The organism is Butyricicoccus faecihominis (assembly GCF_014648015.1).
GTDB classification, from domain to species: domain Bacteria; phylum Bacillota; class Clostridia; order Oscillospirales; family Butyricicoccaceae; genus Agathobaculum; species Agathobaculum butyriciproducens.
The window spans coordinates 108,168-122,157 of record NZ_BMQH01000003.1 but is presented as its reverse complement, the minus strand read 5'-3'; the positions used below and the strand labels follow the sequence as shown (position 1 = coordinate 122,157).

The following is a 13,990-nucleotide window of genomic DNA, read 5'->3' as shown; positions in this document are numbered from 1 at the left end:
GAAAAACTGAATGCCAATGCTTTATGATAAAGAAGCAGACTTAAAATGACAGCTTCGCACTGTTCCAACAGAGCAAAGGAGTGCCCCAAGGGGCACTCCTTTTTCATAGCTTTACGCCTTATTCAGCAAGATTTGTAATAAGAATATACTGAAATAGTTAAGCAGATTCCAGAAAAGAGAGAAATAAGCGTTCCGGCATGATTCCTCTAAAGACTTCATGCATAGTTTGGCAGCAACGCGCAGTCCTTAGCCGAGTGTGGAGCTTCCGCTATCCGGGTTTGGACGCCAGCCGTCCATGAGCTTGTCATTCTCCATGATAAAGGGAGTCGCCGTATCCTGTCCCCATGAGGTGTCATATTTCCCCATAAGATAATCGCTCAGTGCCGTTCGGTTCGCAAATCGCAGCAGCCGGTACGGCTCCTGAAAGGCAACTTTTTCTACAAAGTACAGCGTCCCGTCCTCCGCCGTCAAAAGTACGCCAACATGCCCGACAAACAGCAGAGATTCCTCCTCAGTCGGCTTATCATGGAAGAATACCGTGATAAGGCGGATCCTTTCATTCTCCTGAAATGTAACGCCGCGGGATGCCCATTCTTCTTGTACAGTTTGCACATGACGCGGTATTTCCGTGGTATTCTTCGCCTTCATAGAGGAATACAGTGCGCGGAAATCCGCAAGGCTGCTTCCTCCCAACGCAGAGGGATCTGTTTTCAGCGTCTCCTCGTCCACAAACAGCACATCTTCACCGGAATTGATTTGAGAGTCTGCGCTCACAGAGATGAAATCCCCAAACAGGCTCATGGCGGTGATCCGGCAGTTATAGCCCGGAAACGTCCCGTTCTTCGCCGTCCATTCGTCCTGCATGGTATAAGGGTCGTATTTCGTATACAGCAGCTCCGCTTCCTCAAAGCCATCCGTAAGCCATTCCTGCTTCACGATGTCATTAAAGTGATCCACACGGCGGAAAAAGCCCTGAATACGCCCATCTGACACGCCTGCGTCGGAGAGCAGCTCCTGCAAAAGCTCCCTCGAACCACTGTCGTTCAGGTTCGTGTATTCAATTTTTTCCAATGCCGGACGCTGCTCGGCTGCGCCGCAGCCTGCAAGTACGGCGGCAATAAGCACAACACATATAATAAAAGTGATTTCCCATCGTGATCTCATAGTTCTAATCTGTCCTTTCTTTGGCGATTGCTCGATTTGCTAAGGTTATTATAGCACCGGATCATAAAACCTATGTTAAGATATACAAAGTGTTGCGGCTTTTGCAGCAAGCAACTTTCCTCACATCTCCAGGTGTTCTGCCATGAGAAGCATTATCTGGTGCAGGCGGCGTGTAGGAGTATCGAAGCAAAGAACCAAAAAAACGCTCATGAGTGCTTTCAATAAAGTGCGGCTGCGGAGATGTTCCTCTCCGCAGCCGCATTACGGTTTGTCAGCGCTTCAGCAGCACCTTCAGATCCTCTTCCGGGGTGGTGATGGGAGCAATACCGAAATTCTCTACAAGGTAGTTCAGCACATTGGGCGAGACAAATGCCGGCAGCGTGGGGCCAAGGCGAATATTCTTGATCCCCAGATACAGCAGCGTCAGCAGGATACACACTGCCTTCTGCTCATACCACGAGAGCACCAGAGACAGGGGCAGGTCGTTGACCCCGCAGCCAAAGGCATCCGCCAAGGCCAGCGCGATTTTGACAGCACCGTAAGCGTCGTTGCACTGGCCTACATCCATGAGTCGAGGCAGGCCGCCAATGGTTCCGAGATCAAGGTCATTGAAGCGGAATTTGCCGCAGGCCAGCGTCAGCACCACAGTGTCGGCGGGCGTCTGCTTGACAAACTCAGTATAGTAGTTCCGTCCGGGGCGGGCTCCGTCACAGCCGCCGACCAGGAAAAAGTGCCGGATAGCGCCGCTCTTTACCGCATCGATCACCTGATCCGCCACGCCAAGCACCGCGCCATGACCGAATCCGGTCATGACCGTGCCGCCGCCGTTGATACCGGTGAACGGCTTGTCCTCGTTGTAGCCGCCAAGCTCCAATGCCTTTTCGATGACAGGGGTAAAGTCCTTATCCTCGCCGATGTGCGTCAGTTCCGGGTAGGATACCACCGCCGTGGTGAACACGCGGTCGGCGTAGCTTGCTTTCGGCGGCATCAGGCAATTGGTGGTAAACAGCACCGGCGCGGGGATGTCGGCAAATTCTCTTTGCTGATTCTGCCACGCCGTGCCGAAGTTGCCCTTGAGATGGGCATATTTTTTCAGTTCAGGATAGCCGTGGGCAGGCAGCATTTCGCCATGGGTGTAGATGTTGACGCCTTTACCCTCGGTCTGCTCCAGCAGCAGCTTCAGGTCGTGGAGGTCGTGGCCTGTGATGACGATGAACGGCCCCTTCTCCACCGTCAGCGGGACAGTGGCAGGCGCGGGCGTACCGTAGCTTTCGGTGTTGGCCTTATCCAGCAACGCCATACACTTGAGGTTTTTCTCGCCCACCTCCATGACGATGGGCAGCAGCTCATCCATGCCCCAGTCCTCGCCCACGGCAAAGAGTGCCTTGGCGAAAAAGCGGTTTACTTCCTCATCGACATAGCCCAGTACCATGGCGTGATGGGCATACGCCGACATACCACGCACACCGAAAAGGATCAGAGATTTGAGGCTGCGAATATCCTCCTGCGCGTTCCAGAGCAAATTCATATCATAATCATCATTCCGCCCGCAGCGAGAGCCGCAGCCAGAGCAGTTTGGTGCCAGTCGTTCCCTTTCCGCGTGCACCTGTTCGATCAACTCGCGAATGGTCTTTTCGTTGAAGTTCACATTAGTGACGGTGGTGAACAATCCCTCGATCATCAGCCGCCATGTATCGGCATTGACTGGTGTATCGGCGTCCGTGGCTCTTGCCAGCCCAATGAGCGCGCCCGTCAGCTCGTCCTGAAGTTCCGCTACATCGGCGGTCTTACCGCAGACACCAGCCTTACCGGTACAGCCGGTACAACCCGCTGTCTGCTCGCACTGAAAGCAAAACATTTTATGATCCATTATCGTTTTCCTCCTATTTCGGTTCAAATTATGTCCTTTTATCAGAAGCTCACGCCTCCTCGAAGAACTCCTTCCCACATTGCACAGGTGGCACTCAAAATCCTCCGGCACCTCGCTCCAAGGCGTTCCGGGGGCGATGCCGCCCTCTGGATAACCTGCGCTCTCGTCATATTATCAACCGCAAAGACTGCATATATACTTTATTGTGCTTCTTTCTTCCTTCCTTTTTCTAATGATTTTGTTATTCTTCCACCAGCCGGCCGTCCACTGTTACGGTAACCACCTGCCACGGAATGAATTTCCCGCTCTGCTGGAGCGCCTTTTTCGCGGCCAGTTCCAGCCCGTCACAGTAATCGTCCCGCATGAGCCGCGCCTTGCCGTCCACCATGGCGATGGCGCCCTCGTGACAGGCTGCGGCGCAGGCGCCGCAGCCGTTGCACTTCTCCTGATCGATTTCAATGATCCGTCGCTTCATGTTCGGTCCTCCTGTTGCTTGTCTGCGCTCATTGTACTATACTAAAGGCAACAAGTCGGTTGAATTTTCAACGAAAGAGGATTATTTATGAAAGAATTTTTTCCGGTACTCCACACCGCGGCGCTTTTCTCCGGCATTTCCGACGATGAGCTTGCCGCCATGCTCTCCTGCCTTGGGGCGAGGATCGACACCTTCCCAAAAGGCTCCCGCCTGCTCCGCGCCGGAGACGCGGTGGATGAAGTGGGGCTTGTGCTGGCAGGCAGCGCCCTCATCGTGCAGGAGGATATCTGGGGAAACCGCAACATCCTCTCCAAGACCGGGCCGGGGCAGACCTTCGCGGAGGTGTTCGCCTGCGCGCCGGGGGCGGTGCTGAATGTGAGCGTGGAGGCGGAGAGCACGGTGACGGTGATGTTTCTGCATATAAGACGCGTTTTGAGCATGTGCCCCTCCGCCTGCTCCCACCACAGCCGGATCATCCGCAACCTGCTGGGCGAACTGGCAGAGAAGAACCTGCGGCTCAACGAAAAGCTCACCCACATGGGCCAGCGCACAACGCGGGCAAAGCTGATGTCCTATTTTTCCGCCGAGGCGCAGCGCCGGGGTGGCTATGAATTCGACATTCCATTCTCCCGCCAGCAGCTTGCGGATTATCTCGGCGTGGAGCGCAGCGGACTGTCGCTGGAGCTTGGCAAAATGCGGGATGAGGGCCTGCTTGACTTTCATAAAAGCCACTTTCTTCTCAAGGCGCCAGAGACGGACGGCCTTCCTCCTTCTACGCGATAAGGAGCCCCCTTTGGGCGTATTGGAAAGTGCGGATACACCGGGCAGAATGTTGGGCTTTTACAGAAGGAGAGCGCAACTACGAACCTGCAGAGATTGACAAGGTAGCGTCAGCTCGTACAATCTGATTTGATCATACCCACAGCCGCTTTGGCTGTGGGTATTTTCTGTTTGAACTCTAAAATCTTTGCAGAACGCAAGGAGCCTAATGCCAAATTCAGCATGTCACCAACTATGAGGAAAACATCTTTTAGAGGAAGGTCAAACGGTTCGACAGGGAAGATGAACAGTGTCCTTTTGCGATGCCGCTTCCGAAAGATTGCGGCTTCGCCCCTTAACGAAGACTTTAAGTTAAATCTGTTATACTGCTGCAGTCCCCTCAAAAATACAGACAGGAGAAAAAATTGACCGTATGATGAAAAAAAGATATCTCGCTATTCCCATTCTTGCAATCGCACTACATTTTTTGCTATCCAATCTATTATATTTCCTTGTGGAAAGGCTCGTTTTGGATATTTTTCATATCCCCCCGCAGCAATTTATGAAACACTCATATTGGGGCGAGATTTTGATCTACGCTGTTCTTATCCTCGTATTCTTTACGCTCTATAAACTGCTTTGGAGGAAAGATATAAGCGAACCGCGCACAGCGACAAATTTTAAAGATGTGCTCGGCAGTCTGGTCGTGGGATTTGGCATTTGCGGGATCTCCGGTCTTTGGATCATGCTGGCAGAACAGCTTCCCTCGCTGCAGAAAAGCGTTGAGGCAATAAACGCCGGTGCTGAAAATATTGCCGGCGGAAATGCATTTGGAACATTTATGATTGCGGTGATTGCTGCACCTGTTGTAGAAGAAATTCTATTCCGCGGCATTGTACTTCGCTCCATGCGGAAATTCACCCCCGTTTGGGCCGCGATTCTAATGTCATCCATACTCTTCGACGTTTATCACCTGAATATCGTGCAGGCCGTTTATGCCACCCTTATGGGCATTGCCGCAGGAATCCTTTACGAGAAGAAAAAGAACCTGTTGTTTCCCATCCTCGTGCATTTCGCAAACAACCTCATTACTATGCTGCAGGGCTTTGCGCCATCCGAAGTGAATGAACTGATCAGCATTTTTATTCTGATTATGATTGCTCCGGCAGGGTATGTCATCTGCCGTTCACTCCGACAGGACAAAAGAGCAGATAGCATGTAAGGGGTTTGCCATCTTTGGTTTTGGGGCGTGTATAGGCAGAAGTCAGAACTCTGCCACTTTCAAAGATTCTTTTGCAGATCCAAGGGGTTTTGTAGGCGCTGTCGGCTGCAACGATTTTGTGTTCGGGGTAGTGCTGGCAAATATCATCATACAGAGAATCAAATGCTACGCTGTCGTGAATATTTCCGGGCGTAACATGTACACCTAAAATAAAGTTGTGCTTGTCACAAGCGGTGTGCGCTTCATAAGCAAAGACTTTCTTGTGTTCGCCCTTGTGGAATACGCCGCATTCCGGGTCTGTAGTAGAAACAGTCTTTTCTACCATTTCCGATTTACCGGAGTTATCTCCACTGCCGGAATCATTCCCGTTGTTGTTTTCGTCGAAGGGTTTCTTTCCGTGCGTTTCTCTGTCCTTGTTTATCTCATCAAACAATTCGTGTGCATAGCGGCTTTGCTTCTTTGGGTGCAGCTTTGCGGGCCTGCTTTTTCAGATTCGCACTTGCCTTTATGTGCGTACTGTCTACAAATATGGCTTCTGTGTCCAAATATCCCTCGTCCGCAGCTGCCTTTAATACCCAGCGGAAAATATATTCTACCGATGCGGTATTAAAACGGTGTTTGAAGTTATAGCTCACCGTTGAAAAATGCGGAACCTGCTCGTTCAGCGGATATCCAATAAACCACCGATACGCCATATTCATCCCATTCTTTTCCAGCGCTCACCGCAGAGAACGAATGCCGTAGATATATTGAATCAGCACAATTTTGAACAGAACAACAGGATCAATGCTGGGACGTCCATTGTCTTTGCAGTACAAATCCTCAACAAATTCATACACCTTATTAAAGTTGATCGCTGCATCGATCTGACGCAGCAGATGGTCCTGAGGAACCGTCTGTTCCAAACTTACAAACTCAACTTGATTTCTGTTTTCAATATCTTTCGTAAGTACGTTTATCACCCGTACTTATTATTTCATTTTTCGAACCATTTTACCAGAAAAAGGCCACCCGTAGGTGACCTTTTTCGACAGGCTGAGGCGGCACCCGGCTGAGTGCCACCTGTTTTTTGTTGTCCAATCCTGCCTGGCAGATGCCGATTTTGTGGTTCTCTCAAATTACTGTCTTATCGGCACACGACTGACAGCCATTTTCTTTTGCTATGTTCAAAGATGTCCGATAACGAGATTCCAGAAGCTCCTGTTCCCGATGTTTGCCATCCCTCCAACGCGGTCCCACTGCATGGATCACATATTTGCAGGGCAAGTGGTATCCCTTTGTGATTTTTGCGCTGCCTGTCTCGCAGCCATGCAGCGTACTGCACTCTGCAAGCAGCTCCGGTCCGGCGGCACGATGAATGCAGCCGTCCACACCACCACCGCCCAAAAGAGATGTGTTGGCAGCATTGACGATTGCATCAACACTCATCTTTGTAATGTCGTTTCTGATAATCTGTAAGGGCATTGCTTATTCCTCTCCCTTCTGCACATCGTTAAACATGCTTTTTTGCAATTCTCGAATCAACATTTCAACCTGTGCCCCTGTAAGAAACGGTGTTTTTATTGTCGATGCCCAATAAAAATTCCGCTTCAAAATTGTTTTTATTTCATTCGGAGAAAGTGCAGGCAACGCCTTGACATCCCCATTAAATTTTTCCGGCACAATCATTCTGACACTATGATATTTTTCATCTGCCACTTCTGTCGGCGTGTCTGTGACAATCTGTCCAACCGCAATAATTCCTCTTCCTTTGGAATAAAAAAGAGCATAATCCCCCTGGGGGAAGCTGTCGATATACCGTTTTGCATCTCCATATGCCGCTATTTTGTTTCCAAGAATCATCTCGGATTCATTTGTGTCTGAATACGAGATATTCGTATCAAACATGATTCCCTTACACGCAGAGAACTCCAATCGATTATTTTCTATTTCTGCCAGAAACTTCACCCAGTATAAAACATTTTCCGGAATGATATGGGACTTATCCGGATTGATCGCAAATTCATAAATAACCGTTGGATCTGCTACTTTCACATTTGAATATTTCTGTGCATTCTGAACGTTTCCTTCCGTTGTAAGCAAATACACTTCACCATTCAGGCTGGAATAGTCATCTGTATTAGGATCAACATCACCCTTCTTTACCTGAATGTAAATATGCTTTCGGTTCAGGTCATTTGGATCAACCAAAACGCACTCATACTTTGGTGTGGCAATTCTATTTGTCGATGGGATGCAAACATAGCCTTTGGTATCATACAACCACAGCGCAAGTAAATCTTCAACATCTTCCGGCTGGAGCAAGCTATAAAAATGTTTCTCACATAATGAGAGAGCCGGATCGGGATAATTGAATAAATCCAGTGCTGAATCGTGGACACGGTTATACAGCATTTGACTGTATGCTTCCACTCCATTTTCTTAATTCTCTGGATGGTTGATCCCATAATAAATGATGTTGCCACAGCACCAGGAACGGATTCTTCATCTGCCGTATCTGTAGCCAGATACCAGTCAATGTTTGTCAACTGATTCGCAGCATCAATCTGTACCGCATCTTCACGAAACGCCCAGGTGCTATTTGCCTTAACCCTTGCAATATAGTATTTTCCTTCATTTCTTGAGCGCATCCATAGGAGGTCTCCTTCTTTTACATCCTCTACCATACGGCACACACTGTCAAATGATTTGTACTGAGTTCTTGCCAGATTACAGTAATCCAAAAATGTATGTATCCCAGAACGTTCTGCCTGGGTTAATTCACGCAGACTCCATCCCATTGCTGCGACATGATTTCTCAAGCAATAGTCGGCAACATTTGTGCCTCCTGTATTCACCTGTAATCTCCATACTGCAGTCAAAGAAAGTTCGTCTACACAATTCTGTAAAAACACCTGCTTACAACAACTTGGCTTTTTCGTAAATCTCCGCACGATAGCGGAAGGTGGAAAGCGGCATCCCGCACAGCTTTGCGGCAGCTGTTCCGGTGATTTTTCCATTTTTCCATTGCTGATATAGATGATGGAAGTTTTCAGGTAAAGGCGCTGGGGGTCTGCCGAAGCGGACATCTCTTGCTTTGGCTGCGGCAATTCCTTCTGCTTGGCGCTGTCGGATATTGGTGCGCTCGTTTTCTGCCACAAAGGACAATACTTGCAGCACAATATCGCTGAGGAATGTCCCCATCAGGTCTTTGCCCCGACGGGTATCCAGCAAAGGCATATCCAGCACCACGATGTCAATTCCTTTTTCTTTAGTCAAAATCCGCCATTGCTCCAGAATTTCAGAATAGTTACGCCCCAGACGGTCGATGCTCTTGATATAGAGCAGATCGTCTTTTTTTAGTTTCCGTACCATTTTCCGGTACTGAGGACGTTCAAAATCCTTGCCAGATTGCTTATCAATAAATAAATTTTTCTCTGGAATAGAAAGTTCTTTCAGAGCAAGAATCTGCCTGTCCTCATTCTGTTCTCTGGTGCTGACACGGATATATCCATACAAATTTCCCATTGCTTTTTCCTCCTTTCTCCTGACCGGGAAAACAGCTCCCGAATCGGATATTTTTCATCTTCTATGGTACTGGATACGTTTACCCCCTGAACAAACAGCCTGTGAAAATGCCGGGTGCAGACCCGGCATTTTGCTGTCACTTGTCCTGTAATCAGGCACTTTCCTTTTCTGTACGCAAAACCTGAAATCCATGTTGTTTGGCGTACTTTCTGGCAGCCGCCAGCCTTTCCTCACTGTATGGTGGAATCAACCGGACAGACAGCCGGGACTTTTCAATCACATAGGTCTCGCTTCCCTCCGGGGTACTGCGCTCTAACCGACACAGTTGGGGATATTTCCGACTGAACTCTGCCAATCTGCGTTTCAGATCAGCGTTGAACGTATAGATGCTGGCGGTGCTTTCCGCTTCGTTCCAGTTGATAATGGTTTCTTTCTCATACTTAGACAGCTTCATCATAAGAATCCTCCTCATATTCCATTTCACGGTTATGCTGTTTTCTCTTTTTCGTTCTCGTGGGAATTGCCGCCGCTGTCCAGCCAATTAAAAAAGGCTTTCTTGCTGATTTTAATCAACCTGCCACTGCGCACCGCCGGAAATCCCGGCGTGTGTACCAGCTCATAGGCGCTGGCTCTGGAAATTCCCATGATATGCTGAATATCCGTAACATCCAAAATCAGGGGCAGTGAATCGTAATCATTCCACTTTATTTTTTCTTTCATATCGGTGTTCCTCCTTTATTTAAATTTTTTGATATTTCATTTTCCGCATATTTGCCGTTCTACCTGTCCCGTTTCCTTCATGCTGCCCTGCTCGACATACATGAGTCACCGATTTCTCGATGCGCTCGCCCTCGTTTTAGGAGAGGTCATGGCGGTTTATCTCGGTTCAGACGGTCATTCAGTTGTCAAGGTACACGATGGAACAAAATTACCATCTGACGTCATCATATCGCCACAAACTTGACAAAACAATAGCTTTACAGTACCATGAGTGTAACGTATATAACTGAATTATAAAATTACCATAAGTCAAGATGAGGGAATTGTATGGACTTTGAATTTGTGCGGCACGAACCGCTTTATGACCGTATTCTGCTGGTGCTGACGCTGGACAGACAGAAAATGAAAGAGCGTATTTTGATTGGAGAAGAACTGCAAATCCGGTTTCGTTTACAGGGATATGCTGATGCCGAGGTGCTATGTGATGTTACACGCCCTTTGGGAACTATGCTTTCAGCCTTCGAACATGATCCAGACGGTGAATGGAATCGCCTCGGTTTAATACCGCTGAGAGAATCGCTTCACTCTAACCGGTGGAAGCAGCCAGAACTGGAACAGGTGTCCGGTGATTTTCTGGCAAAAAAATATCTCACCGGTGATCCGGTGAGAATGTATGTGGCACTTCGTATCTGGAATGAATATTTGAAGGCAAGAGAACCACGAGATCGAGAGTCTGCCTGTGAGCGTTTTATTGAGAAAATGAATAGCTTCACAGCCTTATTTATGGGCAATCCACCCCTTGACTTTGACGAGGATACAGGGAAGCCAAAACGACTAAATATTTCCACACATATTTATGGCTCTGTGCCGCAGGAAGATACCAGACTTGATCTCTGGTATCCAGACAACAAACGGAAAACGGAGTGTGTTGCTACTCATTCATCCCTGTATCCGCTGATGATCTATTATCTGAATCGCCTGAATGATTGGGGGCTTTATTTCCGAAAATGCAAAATCTGTGGAAAAGTATTTCTTGCCAAAAGCCAGCGATATGAGCTGTGCAGCGATAAGTGCCGCAAAAAACAGTCCCTCCAAAGCAAGCGTGAGTTTGATGAACGAGCCAGAGAAAACAATTATGATCTGCTCTACAAAAATGAGTGCCAGAACTGGCGAAACAAAATCAATAAGGCAAAGAAAACTTCTGGTTTTCCTTCTGAGCGTCTGAAAGAAATGCTGGCTGCTTTTGAATCCTTCAAAAAAGGAGCCTTGCAGCGCAAACAGGCTGTGAAAAAGAAAGAAGCCAGCCCAAAGGAATTTTCAGGCTGGCTTCTCCGGCAGAGCAATGTTATCGTAAAACTGGCTGAACCGGAAGACTGACACTTCAGCAGTAAATCATTTCAGAACGAATAATTTCTTCTGCCCGGTTGCGTAAGCTGTTCATTGCCCTGACCCACGCCATCTGATCACGAGTTTTCAATTCCTCCGTAATTCCTTCAGCTTCTTTCATCTGGGCAATAATACAATCCAGCCGGTTCTGTGCCTGCTCATTCAGATCTGCCAGATATGTCCATAGTTTGCCGGACAAAATCAGGTCATTATACCGGGCTGGATGATACAGTTCCAGATAGGCTTTGTGCATCCGCCCCCAGATTCCAATGGGGCGGTTTTCTTCCGGTAACTGTAAATCCGAAATGTAATAGTCACCGACCAGCGTATAGCTGATGCCGTTTTGACAGGTTTTCTTCGGTAAGTGTTCCATAAGCAACCTCCTGTATTCGATTTTTCTCCGAATCCAGCTGATCGTGTCCCTGTTCATATCAAATTCAAGGCAGCTGAACTCTTCACCAACAAGTATGGCACATCCTTGCCGAGCTTCTGATAGTTCGTGCCGCAGCTTGGACTGCTGCCGCGCGTGTCTGAGGTGTTGAAGGTGTCGATGGTTTCCTTGCCGAGCGCTTCGGAGAGTTCCTTTAAGGTAGTCGGTTCGGAGCCGCCGAGAAATACCTGTGAGTCCATGTTGCCGATGATGGTGTCGGCATTGTCCTTGTAGATGGCTTTAAGCTGACTTCGTGCCTGCAGCACCAGACAGGCGCTGATCTCACGGCTTCGGATGGTGGCCACCAGCTTTTCCAGTTTCGGAATCTGCCCGATGTTAGCACACTCATCAATCAAACAGCGCACATGAACCGGAAGCCTGCCGCCATACACATCATCGGCCTTTTCACAAAGCAGGTTGAATAACTGGGTGTAGCACATGGAAATGAGAAAGTTAAAACTGTCATCCGTATCACTCATAATGAGGAACAGGGCCGTTTTTCTGTCTCCCAGCGTATCCAGTTCCAACTCATCGTAGGATGTAACCTCGCGTAGCTCCGCAATATCAAATACGGCCAGACGCGCACCGCAGGAAATCAAAATCGACTTAGCGGTTTTGCCAGAGACAAATTGTCAAGGACTTTTTAATCAAATTCACAAAAAATCTACAAAAAAGGTGCCAGAAGCATTGTATGGCTCCTGACACCTCGTTTGATAGATTACATTTTTCCGTTCAGCAGGTCTTTGCAGAGATACGCATAGTCTGGCAGCTGGTTGATATATGGCTCCCAGCGCCGCTTGATTTCCGCCAATTCCAGCGGATCGGCTTTCTCCAGTGCATGATCGTTGCCTGTCATATATAAAACATCCGTAGCAACATCATCCAAACACCTGCCGCAGAGATCAGCAGCTGATTCTATCCTAATGCCAGTATCCACATAAAGCGGATTGACGCCAATCGCCAGCCAGACATAGCCTACCTTGTCCGACCAGAGCAGTTCAAAATCAGGGCTTTGCCGCAGATGTTCCGCAAAGACCTCCTTTACTCGTTCAATTTCATGCTTCTCTTTTTCTGTGTAAAGCATTTTCGTGTCCTCCTTGACAAAAATTTTGGTGCGTACCATTATCAGTTTAGCACAAGGCGGCTTCGTTTATCAGTCTGTCACATCTGCTGAATTTCATTTTTGAGCATACGCTTGATTTTATCGCTCATGGTTTCTGTGCTGGTCTGGCTGAAATGGACATGAACCTTGTAGGTTGTCTTGCCGATTTTCTTTACCATCGCTGGCGTGTTTTCCGGCGCTCTGGACGCAGTAACGGCGTCTGCCACCTGCATAGTATGGGGTTCTTTGTTCATGGCGCTCCTTTCTCCGAACGGGTCTGTGCCGCCCGGTAAAAAATCAGTCTTGCTTACTGTTTACAATGTCTTTTGCTGCCTGTCGGGTAGCACCGGCATTTTCTTCCCGGAAATTCTTCCCGTCAAAGAGAATCGGCGCACACCGTTCCAGAATACGGTCATAGATACGGGCGTGGACCAGATCAGGCGGATTTTTCAGCTCGGACAGTTTCAAGTTTGTTGTGATAATCATGGGTCTGCGGCTGCGGTAGCGGCTGTCAATGACGAAAAACATCTGCTCCATAGCATATTCGGTACTGCGCTCTACTCCCAGATCGTCAATGATAAGCAGGTCATACTCGTCAAAGCTGGCAATAAACTCCGACCTGTCCTCAGAGAACATTCCCGTCAGACGGTTCAGGATGGTGGGAAAGTTCGTCATCAGCACCGGCACATCCCGGTCAAGCAAAGCATTGGCAATACATCCGGCGAAAAAAGACTTGCCGGTTCCCACATCTCCAAATAGCAAAAGCCCGATATTGCTCTTATATGCCTCTTTCCAGTTCTCCACATAGGCGTGAGCCTTGTCCATCAATGGGTTTTGCCCGTTATCATTGGAAAATGTGTAGTCATACAGATAACGGTCTTGCAAGCCCTGTGCCTTTCGGCGTTTGATACGCTCCATGCGGCGCTGCCGTTCTTCAGCAGTCTTGCGCTGTTCCTCGGCCTCCCGCTGGCACTGGCAGATACAGCGGGGCATGAAGTAGCCTGGTTTTCCAAAGCATGGCACAACGGTCTGCCTGTGGCCGCCGCACTTCTTACAGTGAATGAGGCCGTCTGCCGGGTCTATGTACTCGTCCCCGGCCAGTTCCACACCGGCAGCTGCCTTGTCGATCAGCGCCCGGATTTCTGCGGTAATCTCAATCATACAGTTTCATCCTCCTTTACGCTGTAATCCCGGTTGCGGGTGGGCGGGGCCGCCTTTTTTGCGTCCTCACCGGCCCAGCGCCGGATGGTGGCGGCATGACTCTGATACCGCTTACCGGTAGAGGCCATGTATTCGGACAGCTTTTCGATGTACTGGCCCCATACAGTGGGAAAACTGGCCTGTAAGTCTGCCAG

The 13,990-nt window shown here is 48.8% G+C and carries 15 protein-coding genes and 5 pseudogenes; 3 read left to right on the top strand and 17 right to left on the bottom strand.

The features are described 5' to 3' along the window. Positions 1 to 246: 246 nt before the first annotated feature. The 4 genes and pseudogenes from IEY11_RS03855 to IEY11_RS15200 form a co-directional block, all read right to left on the bottom strand. Entirely contained in the window at positions 247 to 1,164 is a 918-nt protein-coding gene (locus IEY11_RS03855) for a DUF4300 family protein (RefSeq protein ID WP_243183945.1), read from the bottom strand. Between the two features lie 271 nt (positions 1,165 to 1,435). Next, on the bottom strand, positions 1,436 to 3,034 hold the full coding sequence (gene hcp / locus IEY11_RS03850) for a hydroxylamine reductase (RefSeq protein ID WP_188885838.1): 1,599 nt from the start codon (positions 3,032 to 3,034) through the stop codon (positions 1,436 to 1,438). A 78-nt stretch (positions 3,035 to 3,112) separates the two neighbouring features. Further along, positions 3,113 to 3,193 (bottom strand): annotated as a pseudogene (locus IEY11_RS15205) (rubredoxin); the annotation flags it as partial. 82 nt (positions 3,194 to 3,275) lie between these two features. Continuing rightward, the gene (locus IEY11_RS15200; RefSeq protein WP_188885837.1) at positions 3,276 to 3,509 is read right to left on the bottom strand and encodes an ATP-binding protein; all 234 of its coding nucleotides are present in this window, start codon (positions 3,507 to 3,509) and stop codon (positions 3,276 to 3,278) included. Between the two features lie 87 nt (positions 3,510 to 3,596). Here IEY11_RS15200 and IEY11_RS03835 point away from each other — a divergent pair, with 87 nt between their 5' ends. Together IEY11_RS03835 and IEY11_RS03830 are read left to right on the top strand one after the other, a co-directional pair. Continuing rightward, on the top strand, positions 3,597 to 4,292 hold the full coding sequence (locus IEY11_RS03835; RefSeq protein ID WP_188885836.1) for a Crp/Fnr family transcriptional regulator: 696 nt from the start codon (positions 3,597 to 3,599) through the stop codon (positions 4,290 to 4,292). 409 nt (positions 4,293 to 4,701) lie between these two features. Next, entirely contained in the window at positions 4,702 to 5,490 is a 789-nt protein-coding gene (locus IEY11_RS03830) for a CPBP family intramembrane glutamic endopeptidase (RefSeq protein WP_118730235.1), read from the top strand. Here the strand turns inward: IEY11_RS03830 and IEY11_RS03825 are convergent. The 7 genes and pseudogenes from IEY11_RS03825 to IEY11_RS03790 form a co-directional block, all read right to left on the bottom strand. Then, complete coding sequence (locus tag IEY11_RS03825) at positions 5,444 to 5,923, bottom strand: transposase (protein WP_118730236.1); 480 nt, start codon at positions 5,921 to 5,923, stop codon at positions 5,444 to 5,446. The genes IEY11_RS03830 and IEY11_RS03825 overlap by 47 nt on opposite strands. Beyond that, positions 5,916 to 6,329, bottom strand: a pseudogene (locus IEY11_RS03820) (transposase). The gene IEY11_RS03825 and the pseudogene IEY11_RS03820 overlap by 8 nt, the downstream one beginning before the upstream one ends. Positions 6,330 to 6,621: 292 nt before the next feature. Further along, positions 6,622 to 6,954 (bottom strand): annotated as a pseudogene (locus IEY11_RS03810) (macro domain-containing protein); the annotation flags it as partial. 3 nt (positions 6,955 to 6,957) lie between these two features. Next, positions 6,958 to 7,884 carry a hypothetical protein gene (locus tag IEY11_RS03805; RefSeq protein ID WP_147358109.1) on the bottom strand — a complete coding sequence of 309 codons (927 nt, stop codon included), beginning with the start codon at positions 7,882 to 7,884 and terminating at the stop codon, positions 6,958 to 6,960. 504 nt (positions 7,885 to 8,388) lie between these two features. After that, complete coding sequence (locus tag IEY11_RS03800) at positions 8,389 to 8,997, bottom strand: recombinase family protein (protein WP_188885834.1); 609 nt, start codon at positions 8,995 to 8,997, stop codon at positions 8,389 to 8,391. Positions 8,998 to 9,148: 151 nt separating this feature from the next. Next, positions 9,149 to 9,454, bottom strand: coding sequence for a molecular chaperone (locus tag IEY11_RS03795; RefSeq protein ID WP_118730242.1), 306 nt, complete (start codon positions 9,452 to 9,454; stop codon positions 9,149 to 9,151). Positions 9,455 to 9,483: 29 nt separating this feature from the next. After that, positions 9,484 to 9,717, bottom strand: coding sequence for a helix-turn-helix domain-containing protein (locus tag IEY11_RS03790; RefSeq protein ID WP_118730243.1), 234 nt, complete (start codon positions 9,715 to 9,717; stop codon positions 9,484 to 9,486). Between the two features lie 327 nt (positions 9,718 to 10,044). On the opposite strand from IEY11_RS03790, the gene IEY11_RS03785 reads away from it, so the two are divergent. After that, positions 10,045 to 11,094 carry a hypothetical protein gene (locus IEY11_RS03785; RefSeq protein ID WP_118730244.1) on the top strand — a complete coding sequence of 350 codons (1,050 nt, stop codon included), beginning with the start codon at positions 10,045 to 10,047 and terminating at the stop codon, positions 11,092 to 11,094. A gap of 4 nt (positions 11,095 to 11,098) precedes the next feature. Here the strand turns inward: IEY11_RS03785 and IEY11_RS03780 are convergent, their stop codons facing one another. The 6 genes and pseudogenes from IEY11_RS03780 to IEY11_RS03755 all read right to left on the bottom strand — a co-directional run. Continuing rightward, a complete protein-coding gene (locus IEY11_RS03780) occupies positions 11,099 to 11,476 on the bottom strand; it encodes a TnpV protein (RefSeq protein ID WP_118730245.1) in 378 nt (125 codons plus the stop codon). Between the two features lie 98 nt (positions 11,477 to 11,574). Beyond that, positions 11,575 to 12,165: pseudogene (locus IEY11_RS03775) on the bottom strand (VirD4-like conjugal transfer protein, CD1115 family); the annotation flags it as partial. An 86-nt stretch (positions 12,166 to 12,251) separates the two neighbouring features. After that, positions 12,252 to 12,617, bottom strand: a complete 366-nt coding sequence (locus IEY11_RS03770; RefSeq protein ID WP_050004289.1) for a hypothetical protein — start codon at positions 12,615 to 12,617, stop codon at positions 12,252 to 12,254. Between the two features lie 77 nt (positions 12,618 to 12,694). Further along, the gene (locus IEY11_RS03765; RefSeq protein ID WP_425463782.1) at positions 12,695 to 12,868 is read right to left on the bottom strand and encodes a transposon-encoded TnpW family protein; all 174 of its coding nucleotides are present in this window, start codon (positions 12,866 to 12,868) and stop codon (positions 12,695 to 12,697) included. A 64-nt stretch (positions 12,869 to 12,932) separates the two neighbouring features. Beyond that, positions 12,933 to 13,796: an ATP-binding protein gene (locus tag IEY11_RS03760; protein ID WP_151165513.1), complete on the bottom strand. Its 864-nt coding sequence runs from the start codon at positions 13,794 to 13,796 to the stop codon at positions 12,933 to 12,935. Beyond that, a pseudogene (locus IEY11_RS03755) lies at positions 13,793 to 13,990 on the bottom strand (hypothetical protein); the annotation flags it as partial. The gene IEY11_RS03760 and the pseudogene IEY11_RS03755, both read right to left, overlap by 4 nt.

Excerpts from the sequence above, each read along its gene's own strand:
- IEY11_RS03855 (WP_243183945.1), bottom strand. The coding sequence starts at position 1,164 with ATGAGATCACGATGGGAAATCACTTTTATTATATGTGTTGTGCTTATT.
- hcp (WP_188885838.1), bottom strand. The coding sequence starts at position 3,034 with ATGGATCATAAAATGTTTTGCTTTCAGTGCGAGCAGACAGCGGGTTGT.
- IEY11_RS15200 (WP_188885837.1), bottom strand. The coding sequence starts at position 3,509 with ATGAAGCGACGGATCATTGAAATCGATCAGGAGAAGTGCAACGGCTGC.
- IEY11_RS03835 (WP_188885836.1), top strand. The coding sequence starts at position 3,597 with ATGAAAGAATTTTTTCCGGTACTCCACACCGCGGCGCTTTTCTCCGGC.
- IEY11_RS03830 (WP_118730235.1), top strand. The coding sequence starts at position 4,702 with ATGATGAAAAAAAGATATCTCGCTATTCCCATTCTTGCAATCGCACTA.
- IEY11_RS03805 (WP_147358109.1), bottom strand. The coding sequence starts at position 7,884 with ATGCTGTATAACCGTGTCCACGATTCAGCACTGGATTTATTCAATTAT.
- IEY11_RS03800 (WP_188885834.1), bottom strand. The coding sequence starts at position 8,997 with ATGGGAAATTTGTATGGATATATCCGTGTCAGCACCAGAGAACAGAAT.
- IEY11_RS03795 (WP_118730242.1), bottom strand. The coding sequence starts at position 9,454 with ATGATGAAGCTGTCTAAGTATGAGAAAGAAACCATTATCAACTGGAAC.
- IEY11_RS03790 (WP_118730243.1), bottom strand. The coding sequence starts at position 9,717 with ATGAAAGAAAAAATAAAGTGGAATGATTACGATTCACTGCCCCTGATT.
- IEY11_RS03785 (WP_118730244.1), top strand. The coding sequence starts at position 10,045 with ATGGACTTTGAATTTGTGCGGCACGAACCGCTTTATGACCGTATTCTG.
- IEY11_RS03780 (WP_118730245.1), bottom strand. The coding sequence starts at position 11,476 with ATGGAACACTTACCGAAGAAAACCTGTCAAAACGGCATCAGCTATACG.
- IEY11_RS03770 (WP_050004289.1), bottom strand. The coding sequence starts at position 12,617 with ATGCTTTACACAGAAAAAGAGAAGCATGAAATTGAACGAGTAAAGGAG.
- IEY11_RS03765 (WP_425463782.1), bottom strand. The coding sequence starts at position 12,868 with ATGCAGGTGGCAGACGCCGTTACTGCGTCCAGAGCGCCGGAAAACACG.
- IEY11_RS03760 (WP_151165513.1), bottom strand. The coding sequence starts at position 13,796 with ATGATTGAGATTACCGCAGAAATCCGGGCGCTGATCGACAAGGCAGCT.